The 22,912-nt window shown below is 39.3% G+C and carries 24 protein-coding genes; 14 read left to right on the top strand and 10 right to left on the bottom strand.

Annotation, left to right across the window (positions count from 1 at the left end):
• Positions 1–19 precede the first annotated feature (19 nt).
• Complete coding sequence (locus I6E72_RS08225) at positions 20–763, bottom strand: zinc-dependent metalloprotease family protein (RefSeq protein WP_007583576.1); 744 nt, start codon at positions 761–763, stop codon at positions 20–22.
• Positions 764–889: 126 nt separating this feature from the next.
• Positions 890–1,594, bottom strand: a complete 705-nt coding sequence (locus tag I6E72_RS08220) for a hypothetical protein (protein WP_197111811.1) — start codon at positions 1,592–1,594, stop codon at positions 890–892.
• Between the two features lie 379 nt (positions 1,595–1,973).
• Between I6E72_RS08220 and I6E72_RS08215 the strand changes: the two genes are divergently transcribed.
• Positions 1,974–3,131 carry a benzoate/H(+) symporter BenE family transporter gene (locus I6E72_RS08215; RefSeq protein WP_197111809.1) on the top strand — a complete coding sequence of 386 codons (1,158 nt, stop codon included), beginning with the start codon at positions 1,974–1,976 and terminating at the stop codon, positions 3,129–3,131.
• 137 nt (positions 3,132–3,268) lie between these two features.
• Here I6E72_RS08215 and I6E72_RS08210 read toward each other — a convergent pair whose 3' ends face one another.
• From I6E72_RS08210 to I6E72_RS08190, 5 genes are all read right to left on the bottom strand, one after another.
• The gene (locus I6E72_RS08210; RefSeq protein ID WP_007583570.1) at positions 3,269–4,318 is read right to left on the bottom strand and encodes a DUF2955 domain-containing protein; all 1,050 of its coding nucleotides are present in this window, start codon (positions 4,316–4,318) and stop codon (positions 3,269–3,271) included.
• 10 nt (positions 4,319–4,328) lie between these two features.
• Positions 4,329–5,393 carry an HlyD family secretion protein gene (locus tag I6E72_RS08205; protein ID WP_024591513.1) on the bottom strand — a complete coding sequence of 355 codons (1,065 nt, stop codon included), beginning with the start codon at positions 5,391–5,393 and terminating at the stop codon, positions 4,329–4,331.
• A gap of 8 nt (positions 5,394–5,401) precedes the next feature.
• Complete coding sequence (locus I6E72_RS08200) at positions 5,402–5,869, bottom strand: MarR family transcriptional regulator (RefSeq protein WP_007583567.1); 468 nt, start codon at positions 5,867–5,869, stop codon at positions 5,402–5,404.
• 134 nt (positions 5,870–6,003) lie between these two features.
• A complete protein-coding gene (locus I6E72_RS08195; RefSeq protein WP_024607812.1) occupies positions 6,004–6,888 on the bottom strand; it encodes a spermidine synthase in 885 nt (294 codons plus the stop codon).
• Positions 6,881–7,504 (bottom strand): fused MFS/spermidine synthase, encoded by a 624-nt coding sequence (locus I6E72_RS08190; protein WP_007583564.1) that lies wholly within the window; start codon positions 7,502–7,504, stop codon positions 6,881–6,883. The genes I6E72_RS08195 and I6E72_RS08190 overlap by 8 nt, the downstream gene beginning before the upstream one ends.
• Before the next feature lie 274 nt (positions 7,505–7,778).
• Here I6E72_RS08190 and I6E72_RS08185 point away from each other — a divergent pair, with 274 nt between their 5' ends.
• The 11 genes from I6E72_RS08185 to I6E72_RS08135 all read left to right on the top strand — a co-directional run bounded on the left by I6E72_RS08185 (position 7,779) and on the right by I6E72_RS08135 (position 16,254).
• Positions 7,779–8,432, top strand: a complete 654-nt coding sequence (locus I6E72_RS08185; protein ID WP_024592423.1) for a thermostable hemolysin — start codon at positions 7,779–7,781, stop codon at positions 8,430–8,432.
• Positions 8,429–9,898, top strand: coding sequence for an AMP-binding protein (locus I6E72_RS08180; protein ID WP_197111800.1), 1,470 nt, complete (start codon positions 8,429–8,431; stop codon positions 9,896–9,898). Before I6E72_RS08185 ends, I6E72_RS08180 begins: the two co-directional genes overlap by 4 nt.
• Complete coding sequence (locus I6E72_RS08175) at positions 9,891–10,580, top strand: TenA family transcriptional regulator (protein WP_101216030.1); 690 nt, start codon at positions 9,891–9,893, stop codon at positions 10,578–10,580. The genes I6E72_RS08180 and I6E72_RS08175 overlap by 8 nt, the downstream gene beginning before the upstream one ends.
• A complete protein-coding gene (locus I6E72_RS08170; RefSeq protein WP_121953520.1) occupies positions 10,577–11,347 on the top strand; it encodes an SDR family oxidoreductase in 771 nt (256 codons plus the stop codon). Before I6E72_RS08175 ends, I6E72_RS08170 begins: the two co-directional genes overlap by 4 nt.
• A gap of 21 nt (positions 11,348–11,368) precedes the next feature.
• A complete protein-coding gene (locus I6E72_RS08165) occupies positions 11,369–12,013 on the top strand; it encodes a hypothetical protein (protein WP_197111798.1) in 645 nt (214 codons plus the stop codon).
• A gap of 10 nt (positions 12,014–12,023) precedes the next feature.
• Entirely contained in the window at positions 12,024–12,683 is a 660-nt protein-coding gene (locus I6E72_RS08160) for a response regulator (RefSeq protein ID WP_008166960.1), read from the top strand.
• A gap of 26 nt (positions 12,684–12,709) precedes the next feature.
• Positions 12,710–14,023: an ATP-binding protein gene (locus I6E72_RS08155; RefSeq protein ID WP_197111796.1), complete on the top strand. Its 1,314-nt coding sequence runs from the start codon at positions 12,710–12,712 to the stop codon at positions 14,021–14,023.
• Positions 14,016–14,369, top strand: a complete 354-nt coding sequence (locus tag I6E72_RS08150; RefSeq protein WP_024591521.1) for a cupredoxin domain-containing protein — start codon at positions 14,016–14,018, stop codon at positions 14,367–14,369. Before I6E72_RS08155 ends, I6E72_RS08150 begins: the two co-directional genes overlap by 8 nt.
• Positions 14,356–15,096 (top strand): iron transporter, encoded by a 741-nt coding sequence (locus I6E72_RS08145; protein WP_101216026.1) that lies wholly within the window; start codon positions 14,356–14,358, stop codon positions 15,094–15,096. Before I6E72_RS08150 ends, I6E72_RS08145 begins: the two co-directional genes overlap by 14 nt.
• Positions 15,093–15,809 carry a hypothetical protein gene (locus I6E72_RS08140; RefSeq protein ID WP_024607818.1) on the top strand — a complete coding sequence of 239 codons (717 nt, stop codon included), beginning with the start codon at positions 15,093–15,095 and terminating at the stop codon, positions 15,807–15,809. Before I6E72_RS08145 ends, I6E72_RS08140 begins: the two co-directional genes overlap by 4 nt.
• A 235-nt stretch (positions 15,810–16,044) precedes the next feature.
• The gene (locus I6E72_RS08135; protein ID WP_002959120.1) at positions 16,045–16,254 is read left to right on the top strand and encodes a cold-shock protein; all 210 of its coding nucleotides are present in this window, start codon (positions 16,045–16,047) and stop codon (positions 16,252–16,254) included.
• A gap of 868 nt (positions 16,255–17,122) precedes the next feature.
• Here I6E72_RS08135 and I6E72_RS08130 read toward each other — a convergent pair.
• The 3 genes from I6E72_RS08130 to udk form a co-directional block, all read right to left on the bottom strand.
• Complete coding sequence (locus tag I6E72_RS08130) at positions 17,123–17,833, bottom strand: substrate-binding periplasmic protein (protein ID WP_197111794.1); 711 nt, start codon at positions 17,831–17,833, stop codon at positions 17,123–17,125.
• Between the two features lie 308 nt (positions 17,834–18,141).
• The gene (locus tag I6E72_RS08125; protein ID WP_007583535.1) at positions 18,142–19,368 is read right to left on the bottom strand and encodes a NupC/NupG family nucleoside CNT transporter; all 1,227 of its coding nucleotides are present in this window, start codon (positions 19,366–19,368) and stop codon (positions 18,142–18,144) included.
• Between the two features lie 17 nt (positions 19,369–19,385).
• The gene (gene udk, locus I6E72_RS08120) at positions 19,386–20,018 is read right to left on the bottom strand and encodes a uridine kinase (protein ID WP_007583533.1); all 633 of its coding nucleotides are present in this window, start codon (positions 20,016–20,018) and stop codon (positions 19,386–19,388) included.
• Positions 20,019–20,210: 192 nt separating this feature from the next.
• Here udk and I6E72_RS08115 point away from each other — a divergent pair, with 192 nt between their 5' ends.
• Together I6E72_RS08115 and deoD are read left to right on the top strand one after the other, a co-directional pair.
• The gene (locus I6E72_RS08115) at positions 20,211–21,443 is read left to right on the top strand and encodes a phosphopentomutase (protein ID WP_010555228.1); all 1,233 of its coding nucleotides are present in this window, start codon (positions 20,211–20,213) and stop codon (positions 21,441–21,443) included.
• The gene (gene deoD / locus I6E72_RS08110) at positions 21,443–22,147 is read left to right on the top strand and encodes a purine-nucleoside phosphorylase (RefSeq protein ID WP_002959109.1); all 705 of its coding nucleotides are present in this window, start codon (positions 21,443–21,445) and stop codon (positions 22,145–22,147) included. The genes I6E72_RS08115 and deoD overlap by 1 nt, the downstream gene beginning before the upstream one ends.
• Positions 22,148–22,912: the final 765 nt, after the last annotated feature.

The following is a 22,912-nucleotide window of genomic DNA, read 5'->3' as shown; positions in this document are numbered from 1 at the left end:
CACTTTTTTATTGGGCAGCTTATTTAAAGTTAGCAATACTTGTTTTTGTAGCAGTAACTGTGCGAATTGCATGCGCTTGGTTTGTAATACCAAATGCAATACCGTTTACGCTCCAGCCAGGGTTAGAGAAGTAATCGTACTGAGTAGCGCTACCGTAAACGTGCGGGTAAGCCATTATACTTGCAAACTCGTTTTGTACGCCGTGACCCATGCCATCTACATATACACCGCCAGACGTATCACCTTGTTTGCGTGAATGCGCTAAACCTTGGTTATGACCAAGTTCGTGTACAAATGTCGTTGCACCACAATCAATTGCAGTGATTGAGTACATACGGCTGCTCATTGAGCTGTATAGATTGCCATTAGTACCTTGGCCAACCCATGCTAAACCGCATGAAATAAGCCCATTGCCAGCACTTTGACCAGTACCTAATACGGCAATCATGTCGGCTTTCCAATCGCTGCGTAAACCATCTACGTAGCTGCTATTTGTAACCGAATCTAACCAATCCTCAGACGGCGTTACTGCATAGTCACCTAAGTTTTGTTTGCCAGCTAAGCGTAGTGTTATATCAACGCCATTTTGGCTATATACCTGATTACTAAAAGCAATTAGTTGATTTATTTTAGTGTCAATATTGCTAGTTGCAGCAGCTGATTGGTCGGTATATAAAATACCGATATCGATTGTTTCTGCTTGTGCAACACTTGCTGCACATAATGCCGCAGCCAGTGCGGTTGTTGTGATTACTTTTTTCATTATTGTATTTCCTTACTCTTGTTGTGGTTGGAACTTGTTTTTAACTTGGTTGAGCTCATAAAAAGCAGACACACTAAAGTTGCCCTATAGTGCAGCTTTAGTTGTTTTTTATATTTTGATTATTGGTTAGCCATCAATTTTTGGTGCAAATATATCGATGCTTTTATCTGATTTGGGTTTTGGTGCGGTTACATCATGCTCTATGTGGCTTTTATATAAATCGCGTTTTGCTGCAATCCATCCGTACTTACCTTTACTTTCGAATACATAGTTGCCAGAAGGCGCAGTAAATTGACCATATACGGCATCTTTACCTACCGTTAAAACGGTATTATGCATGCGACCGTCAACACCCACTATTTTGCCAAATATGCTCTTATCGCCATTTTCAGACTCAACCACATTAGTCACTTCTGCGGTGAATGTTTCGGCTGTTTGCGGAATAGCTAAATCAAAATTTTCGCCAGTTTCTAAAGCCTGTAAAGAATTTAAATCAAACTCAATGTAGGCTTCGTTATGCAAGTCGGTAGGTAAAACTTTTGCGTTTATAAGCACTTGCTTTGCTTTGTCGGATAGGCGATTTACGGCATCAAATTCTTCAAACGGTAAATTATTGTTAGGGGCAACAATAGGTTTAACGGTAATTGGATCTTTACTCATATCAATAGGTGCAGGGGGATGTGTATTGCGCGTTTTTTGTAAATCAATAGGAACAAAATCAATAGCAACAGGCGCGATAGGTTCGCCCGTTTCATCTGCATAAAAAAATAGCCCATAAACTGCAAATGCCGATAATGGTATAGCAATTAGTAAGACGACAGATCTCTTCATTTGTTTCTCTTTTAGTGTTTTTGGTTAACTGTTTGTTACGTTTTATATTATTAAATGGATTAGATCAAGATAATAAATGTAACCGAAAAGAATTAATTCTAAATTCCATAATCCCTTATAAAGTATAAGGATATTTATTTTTGGTATGTTTTTCACTCTTTTTGGTATTGGTTTTTTGTAGGGTTTATGCGGGCTTTGGCGCGTTTGTGGGTACTTGTTTGTTTAGTTAAATACAATGGTTAAAAGTGACTTTTTGACGTTAATTACAATGAAAAATAAAAAGTGAATTTTTTTCACTCTTTGTAAACTAATCGCTAATTGCAATGCATTTATCGGGCACGTATGTTGTGTGCTGCATAAATGGCATTACGAGGGATTTATGAAGGTGTCTGATCAGTTGCTTAACCGAATTACAGCAGGACTTGTGGCTGTAATTATTGGTTTTTCGAGCTCTATTGCATTGATTTATCAGGTAGTGATAACCCTTGGAGGCACGCCCGATTTAGTAGCTAGTTGGATTTTAATGCTTGGTTTAGTGATGGGCACAACGTCAATAGGTTTGTCGTACTATTACAAAGTGCCTGTTTTAATTGCGTGGTCTACCACGGGGGCTGCATTACTGATTTCAAGTGCCCAAGGGTATAACTTAAATGAGGCTATTGGTGCGTTTATGCTCAGTGCATTGCTCGTTTTTTTGTCGGGGGTGACGGGCTGGTTTGAAAAAATAATGAACCGTATTCCAAGTGAGCTTGCGTGCGCCATGTTGGCCGGCGTACTTGTTACCTTTGGTATTGATGTTTTTAATTTTATGAACGACATGCCTTTAGTGATTGGCTTAATGGTTGTTATGTACTTTATTGGTAAACGCTTTTTTGCCCGCTTTGCTATGTTAAGTGTGCTTATTATAGGTGTACTACTCGCTTGGCAAATGGGCCATATTGATACCAGCGCACTGCACTGGAAAATGAGCGAATTTGCTTATATTGACCCCGTTTTTCACTTGCAAGCATGCATTAGCATAGGTTTACCACTTTATATAGTTACCATGACCTCGCAAAATTTACCGGGCATTGCTGTTTTAAAAGCGCACAAATATAAAGCGCCTATATCTGCGTCTCTTAATGTGACTGGTTTTGTAAATATGCTTAGTGCCCCGTTTGGAGCTTATTCTATTAATTTAGCCGCTATTACCGCTGCTATTTGTATGAGTGATGAAGCGGATGAAAATCATGATAAACGTTATTGGGCGAGTATAGCGGCGGGCGCATTTTATATTTTAATGGCGCTGTGCGCAGCTACATTAGTTGGCTTGGTAGCAAGTTTACCGCAGGCACTTATTTTAGCTTTGGCGGGCATTGCGCTATTTGGCACCATTGCTAATAGTTTGCAGCAAGCCCTTAGTAGCACTAAATATACGGAGGCCGCAATTGTTACTTTTTTAGTAACTGCATCTAACTTAACATTGCTATCAGTGGGGTCTGCTTTTTGGGGGATTATAGCAGGTGTGCTTACGCTCCTTATCACCCAAAAAGACTAAAAGCTTTATTGTGTACAAAGAGCCTTTGGTGAGTATTTAAAACAAAATTATAGTTTATTTATATCATTAAAATAGCTTAACTAAGCTTATAAAAAAGGCTGCAATTGCAGCCTTTAGTTTTATAAAACAAGATTTACCTAATCAAAAGTATGATGTCGAGTTACACTAAACCGATTAAGTATATGGTGCATAATATACACAACGCACAGACTTAATATTATAGCCACCGATACCGAGCTAAACCGGTACATTGCGCTATAAACAAGATCTTGGCCTGGCCCGAGTGAGTTCCCAAATAAAATACCAAACGTAGTCAGCACACCAAAACCAATACCAGGTATGCCTCCGCCTAAAATATGAAAACGCGCAAAAAGAAACGAAAGTATCCATAAAATAGCCATCGGAAAAAGTAAAAAATCAGAGTGACTATACAAAAATAGTTGCGATAGTAACGCTGCATTACACCCTATAAGCGTTCCAATTGCTCGCTGCCAACCAGCCATACCTGCGGCTTTCCAGCACAATGAAAACAAAATAAGCACAGATGCTGCCTGCGCAGATATTGAGTCTTGTAAATCAAGAACCTGAAAAACCACAAAAGAGAGCGTAGCCACGGTTGAGCATAACAATACCTCATGGCGAATACTTTCTTTTGCTTTAGCTGGCATTACTCGCCCGGGCCTTGCGGTTACATCAGGAAATAGGCCATGCATTAATGCTCCAATAACAACGGTTAAAAATATAGCCAAACCATTAGTTAAAATTAACGGATAAATACTACTTCCTTCATCAACATAGCTCGAAAAATGTAGCTGAATAGAAAGGCTTATCACGCCTAAAGCGCCAAATAAAAAGGCACTACCGCTACTCATTTGGTAAAATAAAAAGCAAAAAACACCAAACACTAATAATGTCATAACTACTGGTAAGTGAGAAAACAATCCCTGCATTATCAGCACTATAAGCGCGCTAAATGCAGCAGATGCTATAAATTGATTTATGAGCCCACGACTTAACGTAGGTACCATGCCCAATATCAACATAGGATAAACGGTAAAAAATATACCATTAGGCCAGTTCATTAATTTACTAATAGTAAAGCCAAGGGTGCATCCACCTGCAATGCGTAGTGCTTGGCGAAGGCCATTAGAGTCTAATTGTGGGCCTTGGCTAACAATTTGAGTCATAAATCCTCCATTAATAAATGTAGTGTAACCAGCTAATAAACCTAATTTGTGCAGAGCCAAACCATTGCCCAATTGTCGATTCGGGCAATAATTGTACTGTTGCACGTGACCCGCTTGGCATGTTTGCTATTAAGTCTTGATGATTTACGAGCTTTAAATGAATACGTTGACGCTGTGCATCGCGTACCCAACGATTGCTGGTTTCTGTTGTACTTAGTAAACCATTTGCACTAAGTTGACCATTGCTAACACCTGCTTCAAATGTTTCTAGTATTGCGTCGTAAACTTCACCTGGGCGGCTATCAAATACTACGCGCGCTTGAGTGCCTTGCTTCATATTTGAGAGTGACTTTTCTCTAAAGTCGGCAACTAAATCGGCTTTTTTAGCGACAATAGCTAATAATGGGCTACCTGCAACAGCATACGCGCCGTCTAATAACTGTAAGTTAGCAACTACGCCGTCACTTAGTGCACGTACTTGCGTGTAGGATAAATTTAACTCAGCCTGCGCTAACTGGTTAGCAGCATGACGCATAGCTAAGTTTTTATTACCTGAGTCACCTCTAGCTAAAACTGCTTCAGCTAATTGCGCTTCTAGGGCCGCAACATTTGCTTTACTGGCTTCAAAATTAGCACGAATGCTTTCAAGCTCTTGCTCTGATATAGACTTTTGAGTATAGAGTTTTTCGCCTCTGCTTTTTAATAGTTTTTGCTCATGCTGCTTAGCATTTGCAGCGCTAATTTGTGCTTCAAGGGCTTTAACATTGGTATCAAGACGCTTATTTTGTAATTTGGCATCATCAAGCGCGAGTTGAGCTTGCTCTTTGGCTAAATTATATGGGCCTTCATCGATACTAAATAATATATCGCCCGCTTTAACTGATTGGTTATTATTAACTTGCACACTAGTGACTCGGCCACTAATTTGCGGTGATATTTGCACAACAGGGTGGTATACACGTGCCTGTGGTGTCACAGGCAAAACCATATCGGCCACTAAATAGTAAATAAATACTAAGATAAACCCTATGAGAGAAAACCTTACATAGCGTGCAAACTTTTGATCCGGTGTCATTTTTAGCCTTACTTATTAACTTGAATACATTTAAGGGCGTTTTGCTCTATTTTGATCAAACCAAATGCAATGGCATCTAGCTGCTCAACAGATAAACCGCTGTATAACTGATTTTTTATATCGGAAATGGTCTCTTGCAATGAATGTAAAATGGCATCACTTTGCTCAGTAAAATAGAGTCTTTTACTGCGCTTATCATGTTTGTCTACACGGCGAACGATTAACGATTGCTCCTCTAATTGCTTAAGCGTGCGAGTCAGTGAAGGCATTTCTATCCCTAAGCTATTAGCAAGTTCAAGTTGTGTTAGTCCCTCACCACGCATATTTATATGCATTAGTGCAGTCCAGCGCGACTGAGTAAGCCCCAAAGGCTCAACAGCAATGGTTACTGCTTCGCGGCATAAGCGATGAACTCGGCCCATATTACCGATAACTGTTAAATCGAGCGTCTCGTGAAAAGGTTTTTGTGTAGGCATAGCCATCCCAACATAGTTAGCAAGCTAACTATTTTATCATTACTTAGCAAGCTAAGTAAATATGTGTAAGTGCGGGAAGTGGCAAAATATTTGCTAAACCTCACCTGTATAAAAATGGTGAGGTTTAGGGAGTTTTAAAAGTTAAGTAAATTAGCTGGGGAGTATTGATCGGTAAGTACTTTTGTATCTGCAGGCCAATCTTGGCCGTCTTTAGTAAAGTGCATAAGTTGGCTAATCGCTTTTATATCTACACCGTATTTTACTAATTTAGGGGCGAGAGCATTAACACGCGTGTTAATTTGGGCTTCGCTCGGTATTGATTTAAGTCCCGCTAAAATAATACGGTTGCTGCGATTTTCGCGGCTTACATTTATAAAGTCGCCAAATACAGCGTGGTAAGTTGCCGACTCATGCTCATAAAGTTTACTACTTGAAAACGTATTTGCGGCAATAACGCCACCATCGGCCAATACGCTTTGCACTTCTTCAAAAAACTCTTTAGTGAGCAAATGCTCCGGAATATAGTCACCGTTAAACGCATCCAAAATAATCCAATCGTACTTTTGCTTTTTAATAGCGGCGCGCTTTATAAAAATGCGGCCATCTTGCACGCTTGATGTCACTAAGTCGTTTTCTATAAAGTTAAAGTAATCGCGTGCAACTTTAGTTACTGCAGGATCTATTTCAACATTATGAATTTTTGCAGTGGGGTATAGCTCATGAATAACGTTAGAAAGCGTACCGCCACCTAATCCTATAATAAGTACACTTTTAGGGTTGTCGGCTACTAAAAGGCTCGCAAACGTCAATTTTGTGTAATTAAAAACAAGTTTGTCGGGATTGCTTTTATACATGCAACTTTGGCTTGTTTGGCTACTTTTAGTATTAAATTTAAGGCAACGTAAGTCGCTCGTTTCTTCAACAATAATATTGCGATAAAGCGAGCGTTCTTCATGAATAACCTTACTAAACGCAGAACCTGAAAACACAATTAATGGCAGTAGCAAATATTTAAGCATGAGCAAGCCCCTTATTATTAACCAAGGTATTAATAACAATCGCGACTAAACCCAGTGCCCCAAGCGTTAAAGCAAAGGCGCTAATAATTGTATTCACGTCAAACGCGAGTACAAAGTAAAACGAGGTAATTATAGTACCCAGGGCACTGCCAAGCGTACTTACAAAGTATAAACGCCCAGCCACTTGGCCGCTTTTATCGCTATCTGTTACCAGTAAGCGCACAGAGTAGGGCGAGATCATGCCTAAAATAACGGTAGGTATAAAAAATAAAGCAGTTGACGCTAAGAGCGAGCCGTAGCGGCTATCTTCAATATGGGTAAATATAAATTCCATTATTGGCTGCGAAAATAATGTAATAGGCACAACCATAATGCTGGCAATTAAAAATATTAAACCATATTTGGTAAGGGATGCATTTTTAGTGCTGAGTTTACCACCAAGTAAATACCCAAAAGATAAACTAAGCATAAACACAGTAATTATACTGCCCCAAATATGCACGCTACTGCCAAAAAAGGGGGCAAGAATTCTCCCACCTAAAAGCTCAATGCCCATTATGCAAAAGCCGCTGCAAAAAGCTAAAAAGTAAATTAACGCGTTTGTTTTTATGCTCATGTAATTATCTTTATGTAACTTAAGTAGAACACTATACTAACGTGATGCATACAAAGCTGCTAGAGCCTGTTGACCTAAGTTTAATTTAAAAAAGAAGTTTTGTTATAGCGATTTGTTAGTTAGTTGAATTCTGATCTATTTAGCTTGCCTAGGCCCTCGCGATTTAACACTTAAGACGCTTTTTCATTTAAATTAATTTTTTCTTAAGTTTTCTTTAAGTTTCACTCGTTAAGTTTAAACCCTGAAATATAAACAGGTTTAAATGAGCGAGCTTATGCAATTAGCCCACACTTCTACATCATTAGATTTAACACAAAATAACAGTCAGTTTATTAGTGCTCGTATTGATGATGTGCATCGAAAAAATCTCGAAAATACAGTTAAAGAAGGTTTTTTAGTTGCGTATAACGCTAAGCTTACTTCTTTTATGCCCCTACTTTGCCAATACGTTACCGAGCAAGGAAAGTGCACGTTAGGGCTAAGGCAAGCAACTTCGCCATTGTTTATTGAGCAATATTTAGCATCACCCGTTGAAGATTTTTTAGATGAAAGTATTTCTCGCAATAAAATTTTTGAACTTGGTAATCTCTGCTCTACAAATCGAAGAGCAACACTTGCACATTTTATTATTGTTAACGAAGCTCTGCAAAGTGTGGGGGCAAAACATTTAGTGTTTTGTGCAACCAACAAAGTGCGTGCTTTATTGCGCTTACTTGGTGTTACGTGTACTGAAATTGCACTTGCGAGCAGTTTTGTAGTTGAGAACCCATTAAAGTGGGGCAGCTATTACGCCAACCAACCAACAGTATGCATTGTGAGCCTAGAGCAAGCTCACCAACAAGTATTAAATACCCCAATGCTTTATAGTTTGATGCAGCAAAACCACTCAAGTATTAATTCTTTGGTAAATGCATTGGTGAATGTATGAATTACTATAATACACATTCAGTACCGCCATTAATTATTGCCCATAATAAAGAGCAAACACTTGAAATTAACGGTGATGAGTTTAACCAGCAAATACAAAAAGTAGTAAAAATACTACAAAGCTTTAACGGCAAATGTGTCGCTTATAAGCTCGATAATACGCCAGCTTGGCTTGTTATTGATGCCGCTACTGCAGTTTCTAATAAAGTGGCTGTGCCAATTGCTCACTTTTTTAGTGAACAACAAACTCAATATGTACTAGCACAATGTGGCGCAAATTTATTTATTAGCGACACGGCAAACCCTTTACTTGGGGAGCCGACTGCATTGATTACTATGTTTGAGTTTTACACGTTATATATTTACGAAATTGTTGTAGCTAAAGCCGTCAGTTATTTTCCAGAAACTCAAAAAGTAACGTTTACATCAGGATCGACTGGGCAACCAAAAGGCGTGTGTTTATCTGCAAAGAGCCAAATGCAGGTAGCTCAATCTTTGTGCGATAAGATTAATATTAAAAAGCCTGTTCATTTATGTTTATTGCCGCTTGCTGTATTGCTTGAAAATATAGCCGGTGTGTATGCCCCTTTAAAAAGTGGCGGTACAGTGCATTTAATGCCGTTAAATGAATTAGGATTTGTTGGAACTGCATTAAAACAGCCCGCACAGCTTATAGCTGCTATTGATAAAGTTAAGCCAAATACGCTTATTTTAGTGCCTGAACTATTAGCATGCTTAGTTACTTTTGCAGAAGATGGGTGGCAACCGCCTAGTTCGTTACAGTTTATTGCGGTAGGTGGTGCGCGTGTCAGTGAAATGCTATTAACCAAAGCGCGTAGCTTAAATTTACCGGTATACCAAGGTTATGGGCTTTCTGAGGCGGCATCTGTAGTTAGTTTAAATACGCCCACAAACGATAACCTTCACAGTGCAGGCTCTGTGTTACCTCATATTCAAACCAAAATTGAAAATGGCCAGCTTTTTATAAAAGGCGATTTGTTTTTAGGTTACTTAAATCATCAACCTCACGACAAAAACCAGTGGTATGCAACCGGTGATCTGGTCGATCAGCATCAAAATATCTTATTTATTAAAGGCCGCCTAAAAAACCTAATTATTACCAGCATGGGGCGCAATATCAGTGCCGAGTGGCCTGAATCACTATTACTTAGTCAAAGCGGTATTTTACAAGCGGTTGTGTTTGGTGAAGGTCGACCTTTTTTAACCGCCATTATTTATGCCGATTCAAAGCTAAGTAACCCAGCGTTAGCTCAATACATTAACGCAATTAATAAACAACTACCCGACTATGCACGAATTCAAAAATGGCATCGTTTAGCTGCCCCATTAAGTGTGCAACAAGGATTATTAACCACAAATAATCGTCCAAAACGAGATGCCATAAGTAAGCAGTACCATGCTGTGTTTGAGCAATTTTACCGACTTGGAGAAGTAATTAATGAGTGATTTTTTTAACACCCTTAAAGAGCAAACTAAACAAGAGCAAAACTATCTGCTTGCAGCACCTATTATTCAGCGTGTTTTTAAAGGCGAAGCATCACTTGAAGAATACGCCTCGTTTTTAGCGCAAGCGTATCACCATGTTAAGCACACTGTGCCATTAATGATGTCGGTTGGTGCGCGATTAACCGACGATCAAGAGTGGCTGCGCGAAGCGGTCGCAGAATACATTGAAGAAGAGATAGGTCATCAAGAGTGGGTACTTAATGATATTGCAGCCTGTGGTTTTGACAAAGAAACAGTACGGTGTAGTCAGCCGCAATTTGCTACCGAAATGATGGTGTCGTATGCGTACGACTCCATTACACGTAAAAATCCATTGAGCTTTTTTGGCATGGTGCATGTGCTTGAAGGCACTTCTATAGCGCTTGCTGATGGCGCAGCTTCAAATATTGCAAATGCTGTGGGCTTACCTAAAAAAGCATTTAGTTATTTAACCTCTCACGGCGCACTTGATATAGAGCATGTAAAGTTTTTTGAAAACCTAATGAACCAAATAACAGATGAGGCGGATCAGCAAGCCATACTCCATGGTGCAAAGCGCTTTTATCGTTTATACGGCGATATATTTCGTGGGCTCGATGACGAACCGTTTTTTAAAGCAAGTGCACAAGGCAAATTGGCATGAGTAGCTCTTTATGTGTGCTCACTGGCGCAACAGGCGGAATAGGGCAAGCGATTGCTAAAGCCCTATATGCAAAAGGGTGGAAGTTACTGCTTGTAGGGCGAAATACGCAAGCCCTTGAGGAGCTCAGTAGTGCATGCCCAGACAGTGAAATATTTACGGGCGATTTAACCGACGATACAACACGCATTAACTTAGCAATAAAAGCCAAGCAACTCGGTGGCGTTAAGTTACTTATTAACAATGCTGGTATAAATACAATGCAAAGCTTAGAGCACACAAGTTCTGAGCAAATAGACAATATGCTCGTTACTAATTTGTCGGTGCCTATTAAATTATGCCAGCTATTTTTAGGGCAGTTACACTATACCAAAGGCACCATTGTTAACGTGGGCTCATCGTTTGGCAGTATTGGCTACCCGTTTCAAACACTTTATTGCGCCAGTAAATTTGGTTTACGTGGTTTTACAGAAGCGCTCTCGCGTGAGTTGAATGGTTCAGGCGTTAAAGTGACCTATTTAGCACCAAGGGCAACAGATACATCCATTAATAGTAGTAAAGCGCGGGCAATGAATAAAGAGCTCGGTAATAAAATGGACTCGCCAGAATTAGTTGCTCAAGAGTTATTAGCACTTATAAATTCGAATCAAACAAGGCGTTTTATTGGTTTTCCTGAAAAATTATTTGCACGCATAAATGGCGCATTCCCAAGCGTTGTTGACAACGCTATTGCAAAACAACTTCCCAAAATTAAACGTTTTTTAAGTTAACAAACACACAAGGGCAAAATTATGTATAAATTTACACTCGCATTTTATTTAGTACTAACAATTGTATTTGCAACCGCAGTACACGCAGATGAAACACAAGACTTAACCTCTATTCAACAAAAGTGGGCAACTGCTAATTACGAACTTGAAGACGATGCGCAAATAGACGCGTTTACGCAACTAAGTGAGCAAAGCGCATTATTTGTTCAAAACTATCCAGGTTCGGCGCAAACACATATTTGGAATGGCATTGTGTTAGCCAGCTTTGCAGGCGCAAAAGGCGGGTTGGGTGCACTTGGTTTAGCAAAAGAGGCAAAAACGTCACTCGAAAATGCACTCTCAATAGATGGCAGTGCATTAAATGGCTCAGCTTACGCAAGCCTTGCAACGCTTTATAGCAAAGTACCTGGTTGGCCAATTGGTTTTGGTGATGACGACAAAGCTGAAAAATTATTTAAACAAGCGCTCGCTTTTAATCTCGAAGGCATTGATACTAATTACTTATACGGTGAATATTTGTATGACGAAGGCGATTATAAACAAGCTAAAGCACGACTACTTGTAGCACAAGCTGCGGGCATTCGTGATACTCGTGCAAAAGCAGATAAATATCGTCAACAAGCAATAAGTCAGTTATTGGCAAAAGTAGATAAAAAATTAAAATGATAAACACATAATGCATTTATTACTCGTTGAGGACGATCATTTAGTGGCGCAAGGGCTTATTCGCTCTTTGCGCCAAGAGGGCTACAGCGTAGAGCACAGTGGCACAGTAAAACACGCCTTAGAGTGCCTTTCTAGTGGTGAAATTGAGCTTGTTATTCTCGATTTAGGATTACCTGATGGCGACGGCTCGCAAGTTTTAAAGCATATTAAAGCGCAAAAAAAAGTTATTCCGGTGGTTATTTTAACTGCTCGCGGCAGTATTGATGACAAAGTCCAAGGGCTTGACATGGGCGCTGACGATTACCTTGCAAAGCCGTTTGATCCTGCTGAGTTATTTGCTCGACTACGTGTAGCAAGTCGACGTGTTAATCAAACTCAATCTAGTTTGTTACAATACGGAGAAGTCGTAATAGACAGCTCAGCGCATACGGTGACAGTTAGTGGGGAATCACTTACATTGCCGCGTAAAGAATACATGCTTTTAAAAGCACTGATGGAAAATCAGGGAAGGGTGCAATCAAAACAACAACTCGAAAACAAACTTTACCAATGGGGTGAAGAAGTTGGCTCTAATGCCATAGAGGTGCATATTCATCATCTTCGTAAAAAATTCCCTAGCGATTTTATCAAAACCTTACGTGGCATTGGTTACGTGGTTGGTAAGCGTTAGGGTGTGTTTATCTTTCGAGGTTGAAAATGTCTATTCGTAAACGTCTGACCTTAATTTTACTTTCAATGATGGTGCTTACTTGCTTTTTAGCATTAGTAAAAGGCTATCAAAAAAGCATGCGCCACGGCGAAAACTTGCTTGATAATGAACTTAAAATAGTGGCTGGCGTTTTAATTGAGCAACCATTAGCACTAAGCACAAATGCAGTACAAGTAAGCAATAATAGTGCTCAGTTGTTGTATCAAATTTGGCAAAACAATAGTTTACTTAGCGGCTCATCGAGTTTAACGAATAACCAAATTAGTTTTAGCGAGGGCTTTCAAACTGCCAATGTAGCAGGGCAGCGTATGCGAGTGTTTGTGATGAGTAAAAACACCCGTAAAGTCATTGTTGCTGAACCTATGGCAAAGCGGTTTGAATTAGCTGAAGCAGTTATTTTATCTGCAATGTTACCTATGCTATGGGCAGTCCCTCTGCTTGCTATTTTTATTAGCTTTTTTGTTAAATACGCATTAGCCCCTCTTACTCGATTATCTAAGCAGCTGGCTACTCGCCAAGCAAACGACTTTACGCCAATTAACTGGCAGGTAACCGACGAAGAAATTAAACCGGTTATTAATCGTTTAAACGACTTATTTAAACGCGTAGAAACTGCCTACTTACGGGAGCGCTTTTTTGCCTCAGATGCAGCTCACGAATTACGTACCCCGCTTAGTAGTTTAAAAATTAATGTACACAATTTAGCTAATAAGCAAAGCAACTCGCAAAACCATCAAGAATTACAAGCTATGTCACAAGGCATTAATCGCTTAAGTAATATTGTTGAACAAATGCTAATTTTAGGGCGCACTCAGCCTGAGCAATGGCAGAGGCAGTTTAGCGAGCAGTCATTGCTAACGATTACTCAGCAAGTCGTATCGGAGCAATACGACAAAATAGATGAAAAAAACCAAACTATTAGTCTTGAAGGTGATGATTTTATTATTAATGGTGATGAGTTTACATTAACCACACTCATCGCTAATTTACTTAGCAATGCCATAAAATACACACCCAATAATGGTCAAATTATAATTAAATTAGCATCAAGTAATAACAGCTATAGTTGGCAAATTGATGATTCTGGTGCGGGCATGACTGAAGAGCAAAAAGAGCGAATATTTAATCGCTTTTATCGCGTGGGTGGCGATCAACATCCATCAGGCGAGCAAGGTGCGGGTTTAGGTATGGCGATTGTTCAACACATAATTGCTATTTATGGCGCAAGTATTCATTTAGCGAATAGCCCTTTAGGTGGACTAACCGTTAGGGTTACTTTTACAGGAGTAAAAAGTGACTAAACGTTTATTCAATCAATGTCTTTGTTGTTTGCTATTTTTGTCGTTTAACGCGGCGAGTAAAGAGTACCTTATTATTTTAAAAGATCATTTGTTTTATCCCTCGCAAATAATTATTCCCGCAAATAAAAAAGTAAAACTATTGATAGAAAACCAAGACAGCACACCAGAAGAGTTTGATAGCTTTGATCTAAACAGAGAAAAAGTACTCTACCCAAATCGTAAAAGCATTATTTATATAGGGCCACTAAGTAAAGGGCATTACGAGTTTTTTGGTGAGTTTTCGCCAAATACAGCAAGGGGCGTTGTTATAGTTAGCGATGAAGGGGCACAGCATGCTAATAACTAGTTTAGTCATGAGCCTTAACCAATTACTACCAGTGGCTATTTTATTAGTGCTACTACAAGTAGTTAAAAAACAAAGCTCTTTAAAAATAGGCTCTGTTTTAGTAATAGGCGCGGTAATGTCGTTTTTGTACATGCAAAGTGCGTCGTGGGTGAGCCAGTGGTTTGAACACCAAGGGTTAGAGTACTCACAAATAGGGCTATGTATCACTATATTTATTGCTGTATTGGTATTTGCACTAAAGCAAAAGTCAGCGGCATTTTATATCGCAGTTATAAGCACAATAACGCTCTATTTAAGCCATTATATTATTTACCTCACCAGTTTTTGGCAAAATAATGATGCAGGGCAAAGCTTATTTATTGGCACTTTATTAGGTGTTGGAATTTGTTTAAGTTTTAGCGTATTGCTGTACTTTTTAATGAATGCAATTAAGCACCGTTTTGGTATGTATCCGCTTTTTACTTTGCTTGCTTTTAACAGCGCGGCTAAGTTATTAGTTGCACTGGATTTGGCAAGCCAAATAGATTTAATTACAAACACCTCAACGGTGTGGGATTTACGTGATTTGTTAAACGAAAACTCTGAGCTAGGCCGCGTATTGCGTGCTCTTGTTGGTTACGAGGCCACTCCTGATTTAATGAGTGTACTTATATATAGTACAAGCAGCGTGTTATTTTTATTACTTTGTTATGTTATTTCGGCTTCAATAACTAAGGAACGTGTATGAAAGCACTCAACCTATATTTAGCGCTTAGTTTTACCGCTCTTTGTTTGTTGGTATTCTCAATCCAAGTAAAGGCTGATGGTATTGTTGTTGATAAGGTATATCACCCCTATGTTTTGCCTTTTGAGCGTGAGTTTGAGTGGCGATTAGTGTCGCACCAAACAGATAGTGGCAACATACTAGCGCAGCGTTTGGGTGGCGGTGGTGCTATTAACGATACAATGGCACTGGAAGGCTATTTAGTTGGTGAGCGAGACGATAACGGCGATTTTGGTTTAGAAGCTTATGAGCTTGAGCTACGTTGGCAATTAATTGAGCAAGGTAAATTATGGGCTGATTGGGGCGCGTTATTTGAGCTTGAAAAAAAGCATAACGAAGATGTGTATGAGGCAACTTCGGGTTTTGTGATCGAAAAAGAATTTGGAAAAACAAGTCTTACGCTAAACGCTTTTTTGGTTTATGAGTGGGGGCAAGACATTAAAAACGAATGGGAAAGTGAGTTTAGAGCACAATATCGCTATCGATATCGCTCTGCTTTCCAGCCTTCTATAGAGGTTTACGTAGGTGAAGACTTTATTGGTATAGGGCCTGGCTTTATAGGTTTACAGCGCTTTGATGGGCAAAAGCAATTAAAATGGGAAGCGGGTTTCATCACTGAGATAAGCCAATCAGAAAAAAACCATAGTTTTAGGCTCGCATTAGAATTTGAATTTTAATAACAACTAAAAGTAGTTTTGGTTGTTTATTATTCTGATTATAGATAGGTACTTGACATATTATTTAAACTCTATATAGTGGGCCGCAGCTAGAAAGAAAGCATGTAAGCTATAAATCTCCATTTCGATATAAGTAATACTTGTAGTACCGTCCTGAAGTTTTTAAAGTACCATCTCATTTTTTGCTACACCCGCTCTTATGAGCATATTTTTATTTTTATTTCAGGATATTACAATGTCTAACATCGTATCAGGTACAGTTAAGTGGTTTAACGAGTCTAAAGGTTTTGGTTTCATCGAGCAAGAAAATGGCCCAGACGTTTTCGCACATTTCTCAGCAATCAAAAGCGAAGGTTTCAAAACTTTAGCTGAAGGCCAACGTGTAGAGTTTACTCTTTCACAAGGTCAAAAAGGTCCACAAGCTGATAACATCACAGCTGTATAATTTTACTTTTTAAGTAAAATGAAAAAAAGCGCTTAAGGCGCTTTTTTTGTGTCTGAAATTTGACTCAAACCAAGCAACGCCCATTATCAATGTAAATTAACTAAATGATATTGCTATTATTTAGCCCCTCCTAATATTCGTTTTTCTATTCTTCTAAACCATTGTGCTAATGCAAGTGAGTTTAAGCTTGTAATTTATACCGAACATTTCTCCCTTATAATTTCAAAACAACAAATTCAAAACGACAAAGACCAGCTTGTTAGTAGCACTCTCGATATTGTAAAAGATATTTGCACAGCTATTGATATAACCTGCGAGTTTAAATTGCTTCCTTGGAAGTGTGCTTATAACTTAGTTTAAAAGCCCCTTACTTTGGCATTGTTTCAATAATTAAAAACATCGAACGTGACCCACCATTTTATTGGGCTGGGCCGCTAGGCGCGAGTCAAACTTTCTTTTATAAGCTCATAGCTGATAAGTAAGTTATACCAATTCCATTAAGTATGCGGTCTAAATTTTACGCCGAAAAAACAATTTAGCTCTAGGCGTAAATAAAATTGGTTTTAAAGCGGGCGAAAACTTACTAATGTTTGGAGGCGAAAACAATATATGGATTTGTTTTTAAAAAGAAAAATAGATCTAATTTTGGGCTCATAATGACAATAATGCATCAGCTGGAACCTTTGACTATAAAGTGGGGAAGGTGCTGAAAGGCTCCAAAAATTACATCTTTGTGCGCTTGCTAGCAATTGCATCGCATTTAATAAGTAAGTAGTTGTGCGTGTCATAAAGCGATTTAACAAATAATATAAAAAGTTAAAAATGAAAGATGATTTTGCCGCCTATAAGCATACTTACCTTCAATGATTTATCTTTCATAAGGCAGCCCTTTATTTTGCTTTATTTTTAAAAATGCAGCTTGCAGTGCTTCAATTAAACGCATATCTGTTTTTTTATTTGCAGCTAAATAAGCATCAATTGTTAGCTCATCTATTTTATAAATAAACCTTAAGTGTGCTGGTTTGAGCTTTAGGTAGTCGCTCATCTGCTGCATATATAAAGGATCGTCTACAATTAAATCTACTTTTTTAGCTAATAGTAAAGAGTATGATTTTTGAATATCAGAGGTTAAAACAACTTCAAAGCCAAGTCCCGTGAGGGTTTGTGTTGAAAAGTCATTTCGTTGCATTGCAATTTTATACACTTTTGCTTGTTCAGTATTATTTATAATAAGATCATTTCGTTCTGATAGGCCGATAAAGCCCATCTCAAATCGTCCAACTGGTCCAATCCAATAAAATTTATTTTCTCGCTCTACAGTGCGTGCAAGGCTGTATATAAAGGTGTTTTTTAACTCATCTGCAGTTTTATAAGCACGTGCCCAAGGATACATTTGAATGTTAGGTGTTAGATCAGCCTCAGCAAATATATCTCTAATAAATTGAGTACCTTCACCTGCTACCTCGCCATTAATCAATACTTGGTTTGGTGGTGCTAACTCTGTAACAACAAGCAGGGCTTCCTTTGCTTGAACATACACAGAGCAAATTAAAAAAAGAGAATAAAGAATATATTTCACAATAGCGAATCGTCATTCGGTTAGCTTAAGTAATAATAAGTGTGGCTGAAAATATGAAAAACACAAAAAATTATTTATGTGAACTTGTTACTAAGATATTGGTTTATTTGAGTTATGTATAACTATAAAGGAGGCTAGATAGATAAGTGGCTTGAAGTTTGAAGTAGGTGAGGCTAAAAAATTAAGGCCTAAAACGATAAAAGGGCCTTGCGGCCCTTGGTGAAGTATCGTTCAAGTCAGATAGAGCTTTAACCCCTTAAAGCGCTATCCTCTTGTTTTGCAACACCGGTGTTCATCTCAATAAGTTTCTAAGCTAGCGAGAGGAAAAACCCAGCAATTGCTGCGCTCATAAGGTTAGCCATAGATCCTGCTAACACTGCTCTGAGCCCTAAGCGTGCGATATCCTTCCGCCGACTAGGCGCCATACCGCCTAACCCACCTAGTAAAATGGCTATCGATGATAAGTTAGCAAACCCACATAAAGCAAAAGTAACAATTGCTTGTGTGTGCGCGCTTAACGTATCGCGATAATTTATAAAGTCTAAGTAAGCAACAAACTCGTTTACTACTATCTTTTGACCAATAAAGCTGCCGGCTATAATCGCTTCATCCCATGGCACACCTAGTAACCATGCAACTGGAGCAAATACATAACCTAATATTTCTTGAAGCGTTAATGTTGGGTAATCAAACCACCCGCCAATACCGCCTAATAAACCGTTTAATAATGCAATTAGCGCTACAAAAGCAAGTAACATTGCACCTACATTAAGTGCTAAATGCATACCGTTTGCAGCACCTGATGCAGCTGCATCAATTACATTTACAGGCTTATCTTCGTCATCTAAATCTAAATCAGCTAAGTTATCTCTAGGCGTTTCAGTTTCTGGCACAATCATTTTTGCCATTAAGAAACCACCTGGTGCAGCCATAAAGCTTGCAGCAATAAGATACTTAAGATCTACGCCAATAATTACGTAACCGGCCATTACAGAGCCTGCTACAGTGGCTAAGCCACCTACCATTACTGCAAACAATTCCGACTTTGTCATCGTTGCTATAAATGGCTTAACTATTAACGGTGCTTCAGTTTGGCCTACAAAAATATTTGCAGTTGCTGAAAGCGATTCTGTGCGAGAGGTCTTCAATAATTTTTGTAAACCGCCGCCTAAAATCCTAATTATCCAATCCATAATGCCAAGGTGATATAACACAGCAACAAGCGCTGAGAAAAACACGATAACTGGCAAAACTTGAATTGCAAAAATAAAACCTAATGTGTCTTGTGAGGCGAGTGGACCAAATAAAAACCCAATACCATCATTAGCATAACCAATAACCGACGAGACGGCTGATGACATGCTAGTTAACACATTTTTTCCTGCTTCGAAAAACAGAACAAAACCACCTATAACAATTTGCATCGCAAATGCTATACCAACGGTTCTTAAATTAATTGCCTTGCGATTAGTTGACGCAGCAAAGGCAATGCTTAGTAGCACACACATGCCTACTAAGCTCATAAATGTTGTCATACAAATGTTTCCCGTTGTTATTCTTGTAGTAAATATTTAATTTTACTTTTTATTATATCAATCGCAACGCGGTTCATGCCGCCTCGAGTCACAACTAAATCAGCGTTATGCTTAGAAGGCTCAATGAATTGATAAAACATCGGTCTAACAGTTGCCTGATATTGCTCAACAACAGATTGTAATGTTCTGCCTCGTTGCTCCATATCACGTTGCATACGACGCATTAAACAAATATCTAAAGGTGTGTCTATAAACACCTTAATATCAAATTCTTTATTAAGCGCTTTATCACTCAGTAGTAAAATACCTTCAACAATGAGTATTTTAGCAGCTGGCACTCGGCGTGTGGTTGCGCTACGCGTGTGCTGAGCATAATCATACGTTGGTACTTCTACTGAGTTACCACAACGAAGTTGCGTTAAATGCTCAAGCATTAATGCGTGTTCAAATGCATCTGGATGGTCGTAATTTGTTTGCGTACGATGAGCCATCGGCAAATGCGACTGATCCTTGTAATAAGCATCTTCTTCAATAATGGCGATAGCGCCTGGTTCAAGCTCATTAACCAATTCATTGTAAATTGTTTGGCTAAAAAGAGATTTGCCCGACGCTGATGCGCCTGCAATGGCTATAATAGTAGTTCGTGTCACTAAAGTTCTCATCCACACAGAAAGATATATTGTTGGTAGATCACAATAGCAAAAAAGACACGATTAATCTCTTTTGCTTCGCTCAAGGGTGCAAATTTATAATGTTTAGGTTTTATGAAACAGGACTTTTGTCCTGTACGGAAAATTCGATCAGCGGATAAAGTAACCACCTAGAATCAAAGTGAGGTCAAAATGGCAAGAGCAATTATTTTAATGGCAGATAGCCTAGGAATCGGTGCAGCACCAGATGCAGATAAATTCGGCGATCTTGGGGCTAATACATTCGCTCACTTACTAAAAGCATATTACGACGAAACAGGCAGTGCGCTGTCGCTTCCTAACCTATCAAAACTTGGGTTAGTGGATGCATGCGAAGCTGCCGGTGGCGAACCGTGTTTAATTTCAGACCGCCAAGCTCCTCAAGGTGCATGGGGTTACGCTAAAGAAATCTCTAGCGGAAAAGACACGCCATCAGGTCATTGGGAAATGGCAGGCGTACCGGTGTTATTTGATTGGGGATATTTCCCAAAAACACAGCCAAGTTTCCCACAAGAATTTATAGACGAGTTTATTGCTCGTACAGGTATTCCTGGCATTTTAGGCAATTGCCATGCATCAGGAACTACCATTTTAGAACAGCTAGGTGAAGAGCACGTAAAAACAGGTAAACCAATCTGTTACACCTCAGCTGATAGCGTGTTTCAAATAGCCGCGCATGAAGAGTCATTCGGCCTAGAGAAGCTTTATCAAGTTTGCGAAATCGCACGGGCGCTACTTGATGAAATGAACATAGGACGAGTGATTGCGCGGCCATTTTTGGGTTCAAATAGCCAAGACTTTGCTCGAACGGGTAATCGTCGTGACTATTCAGTACTTCCGCCAGCACCAACATTGCTAGATGTACTAGCAAAAGACGGCGGCGAAGTAATTAGTATTGGTAAAATTTCAGATATTTACGCGCATCAGGGCATAACCCAAAAGCATAAAGCACCTGGGCTTATGAACTTGCTAGAAAAAACCAGTGAAGTAATGGAAAGTGCGCCAGATCGTAGCTTAATCTTTACTAACCTAGTTGATTTTGATGAAAAATTTGGTCATCGTCGTAATCCAGTAGGATACGCAAAAGCATTAAAAGAATTTGATGACTATTTACCAACTATACTAAATCAGTTAAAAGCAGATGACGTATTAATGATCACTGCAGATCATGGCTGTGACCCAACCTTTCCAGGTTCTGAGCACACTCGTGAATACGTACCTGTTATTGCATACCAACCAGGTATGAGTAACACACCATTAGGTGAACGCAACAGCTTTGCAGATATAGGTCAAACACTGGCACAGTGGTTTAGCTTATCTGCGCTTGATTACGGCGACAGCTTTTTAAATGAGCTAAAAACGCCAAATAAAAAGGAAAACAATTAATGAGTACTCCGCATATCAGTGCAAACGTTGGTGATTTCGCCGAAACAGTATTAATGCCAGGCGATCCGCTACGTGCGCAATATATTGCTGAAAACTTTTTAGATGATGCAGTACAAGTTACAGGCGTTCGTAACATGTACGGTTTCACTGGTACTTACAAAGGTAAGCCAGTAAGTATCATGGGTTCAGGCATGGGCATTCCATCAATGTCTATTTATGCACGTGAGCTAATTGTAAGCTTTGGCGTTAAAAATATTATACGTATTGGTACGTGTGGCGGTATTGGCACAGATATCAAAATTCGTGACGTAATTTTTGCACAAGGTGCAAGCACAGATTCAAACGTAAACCGTGCACGCGTACGTGGCTACGATTTTGCTGCTATTGCTAACTTTGACCTACTTTTAAACGGCGTAAACGCAGCTAAAGAGCTAGGCATTAAAGCAAAAGTAGGTAACGTATTTACGACAGACACATTCTATCAAGCAGATGACTCGTTCTATAAAGACTTAGACAAGTTAGGCATGCTAGCAGTAGATATGGAAACAGCAGGTTTATACGGCGTTGCAGCTGAATACGGCGCAAACGCAATGGCATTATTTACAGTAAGTGACCACGTAATCACTGGCGAAGCAACACCTGCTGATGAGCGTCAAAGCACGTTTAACGAAATGGTTAAAATTGCATTAGAGTCAATAGCTTAAATAATACATAACAGTTCCTTGGTAACGTATTCACTAAGTTTTGGAGACACGCCCAAAGTGAAGTGAGACTAAACCTCCAAAGCCGCATTTTATGCGGCTTTTTTTATGCCTGAAGAAAATGGGTAGCAGCTTCTAATTACTTATACCAATTCGCTTAATTAAGTGATCTATTTTGAGGATGGAAAAACGTGTTGATAGCTAGGCAAAAAATTCGCTATTTAGTTGTTCTAAATGAGAATTTTTTAACGCAGGTAGCGACACGTTTAGCCCCTAAAAATGATTAAGTATTATTGCGGGTTGGTATTAATTCAACCATCTAAAAACTGCGTTTTTAAACGCTTGCAAGCAGCGCGTCTACAGGTGGATTTTAGCCACCGCGTTAAGTTTTCCACGTAGGCGCAGAGCTTGCTCGCGCGAGAAGCGCAGCTTCTAATTACTTAATCACCCATCCTAAAAACTACGTTTTTAAACGCCCGCAAGCAGCGCGTCTACAAGTGAATTTTAACCACCGGTTAAGCTTTCCACGTAGGCGCTAAGCTTGCTCGCGCGAGAAGCACAGCTTCTAATTACTTAATCACCCATCCTAAAAACTGCGTTTTTAAACGCCCGCAAGCAGCGCGTCTACAAGTGAATTTTAACCACCGCGTTAAGTTTTCCACGTAGGCGCTAAGCTTGCTCGCGCGAGAAGCACAGCTTCTAATTACTTAAGCTAACTACTCTAAAAGCGCAGCATCTCTAAACCTATTTGTGTATAACAGCCCTAAA

Origin of the sequence: Pseudoalteromonas sp. NSLLW24 (assembly GCF_015864725.1) — a bacterium.
Classification (GTDB): Bacteria; Pseudomonadota; Gammaproteobacteria; order Enterobacterales; family Alteromonadaceae; genus Pseudoalteromonas; species Pseudoalteromonas arctica.
This window is presented reverse-complemented; position numbering and strand designations above follow the sequence as displayed.

Excerpts from the sequence above, each read along its gene's own strand:
- I6E72_RS08220 (WP_197111811.1), bottom strand. The coding sequence starts at position 1,594 with ATGAAGAGATCTGTCGTCTTACTAATTGCTATACCATTATCGGCATTT.
- I6E72_RS08190 (WP_007583564.1), bottom strand. The coding sequence starts at position 7,504 with ATGAGCATAAAAACAAACGCGTTAATTTACTTTTTAGCTTTTTGCAGC.
- I6E72_RS08160 (WP_008166960.1), top strand. The coding sequence starts at position 12,024 with ATGCATTTATTACTCGTTGAGGACGATCATTTAGTGGCGCAAGGGCTT.
- deoD (WP_002959109.1), top strand. The coding sequence starts at position 21,443 with ATGAGTACTCCGCATATCAGTGCAAACGTTGGTGATTTCGCCGAAACA.
- I6E72_RS08145 (WP_101216026.1), top strand. The coding sequence starts at position 14,356 with ATGCTAATAACTAGTTTAGTCATGAGCCTTAACCAATTACTACCAGTG.
- I6E72_RS08170 (WP_121953520.1), top strand. The coding sequence starts at position 10,577 with ATGAGTAGCTCTTTATGTGTGCTCACTGGCGCAACAGGCGGAATAGGG.
- I6E72_RS08175 (WP_101216030.1), top strand. The coding sequence starts at position 9,891 with ATGAGTGATTTTTTTAACACCCTTAAAGAGCAAACTAAACAAGAGCAA.
- I6E72_RS08185 (WP_024592423.1), top strand. The coding sequence starts at position 7,779 with ATGCAATTAGCCCACACTTCTACATCATTAGATTTAACACAAAATAAC.
- I6E72_RS08140 (WP_024607818.1), top strand. The coding sequence starts at position 15,093 with ATGAAAGCACTCAACCTATATTTAGCGCTTAGTTTTACCGCTCTTTGT.
- I6E72_RS08225 (WP_007583576.1), bottom strand. The coding sequence starts at position 763 with ATGAAAAAAGTAATCACAACAACCGCACTGGCTGCGGCATTATGTGCA.
- I6E72_RS08125 (WP_007583535.1), bottom strand. The coding sequence starts at position 19,368 with ATGACAACATTTATGAGCTTAGTAGGCATGTGTGTGCTACTAAGCATT.
- I6E72_RS08165 (WP_197111798.1), top strand. The coding sequence starts at position 11,369 with ATGTATAAATTTACACTCGCATTTTATTTAGTACTAACAATTGTATTT.
- I6E72_RS08135 (WP_002959120.1), top strand. The coding sequence starts at position 16,045 with ATGTCTAACATCGTATCAGGTACAGTTAAGTGGTTTAACGAGTCTAAA.
- I6E72_RS08195 (WP_024607812.1), bottom strand. The coding sequence starts at position 6,888 with ATGCTTAAATATTTGCTACTGCCATTAATTGTGTTTTCAGGTTCTGCG.
- I6E72_RS08180 (WP_197111800.1), top strand. The coding sequence starts at position 8,429 with ATGAATTACTATAATACACATTCAGTACCGCCATTAATTATTGCCCAT.
- I6E72_RS08155 (WP_197111796.1), top strand. The coding sequence starts at position 12,710 with ATGTCTATTCGTAAACGTCTGACCTTAATTTTACTTTCAATGATGGTG.
- I6E72_RS08200 (WP_007583567.1), bottom strand. The coding sequence starts at position 5,869 with ATGCCTACACAAAAACCTTTTCACGAGACGCTCGATTTAACAGTTATC.
- I6E72_RS08115 (WP_010555228.1), top strand. The coding sequence starts at position 20,211 with ATGGCAAGAGCAATTATTTTAATGGCAGATAGCCTAGGAATCGGTGCA.
- I6E72_RS08205 (WP_024591513.1), bottom strand. The coding sequence starts at position 5,393 with ATGACACCGGATCAAAAGTTTGCACGCTATGTAAGGTTTTCTCTCATA.
- I6E72_RS08210 (WP_007583570.1), bottom strand. The coding sequence starts at position 4,318 with ATGACTCAAATTGTTAGCCAAGGCCCACAATTAGACTCTAATGGCCTT.
- I6E72_RS08215 (WP_197111809.1), top strand. The coding sequence starts at position 1,974 with ATGAAGGTGTCTGATCAGTTGCTTAACCGAATTACAGCAGGACTTGTG.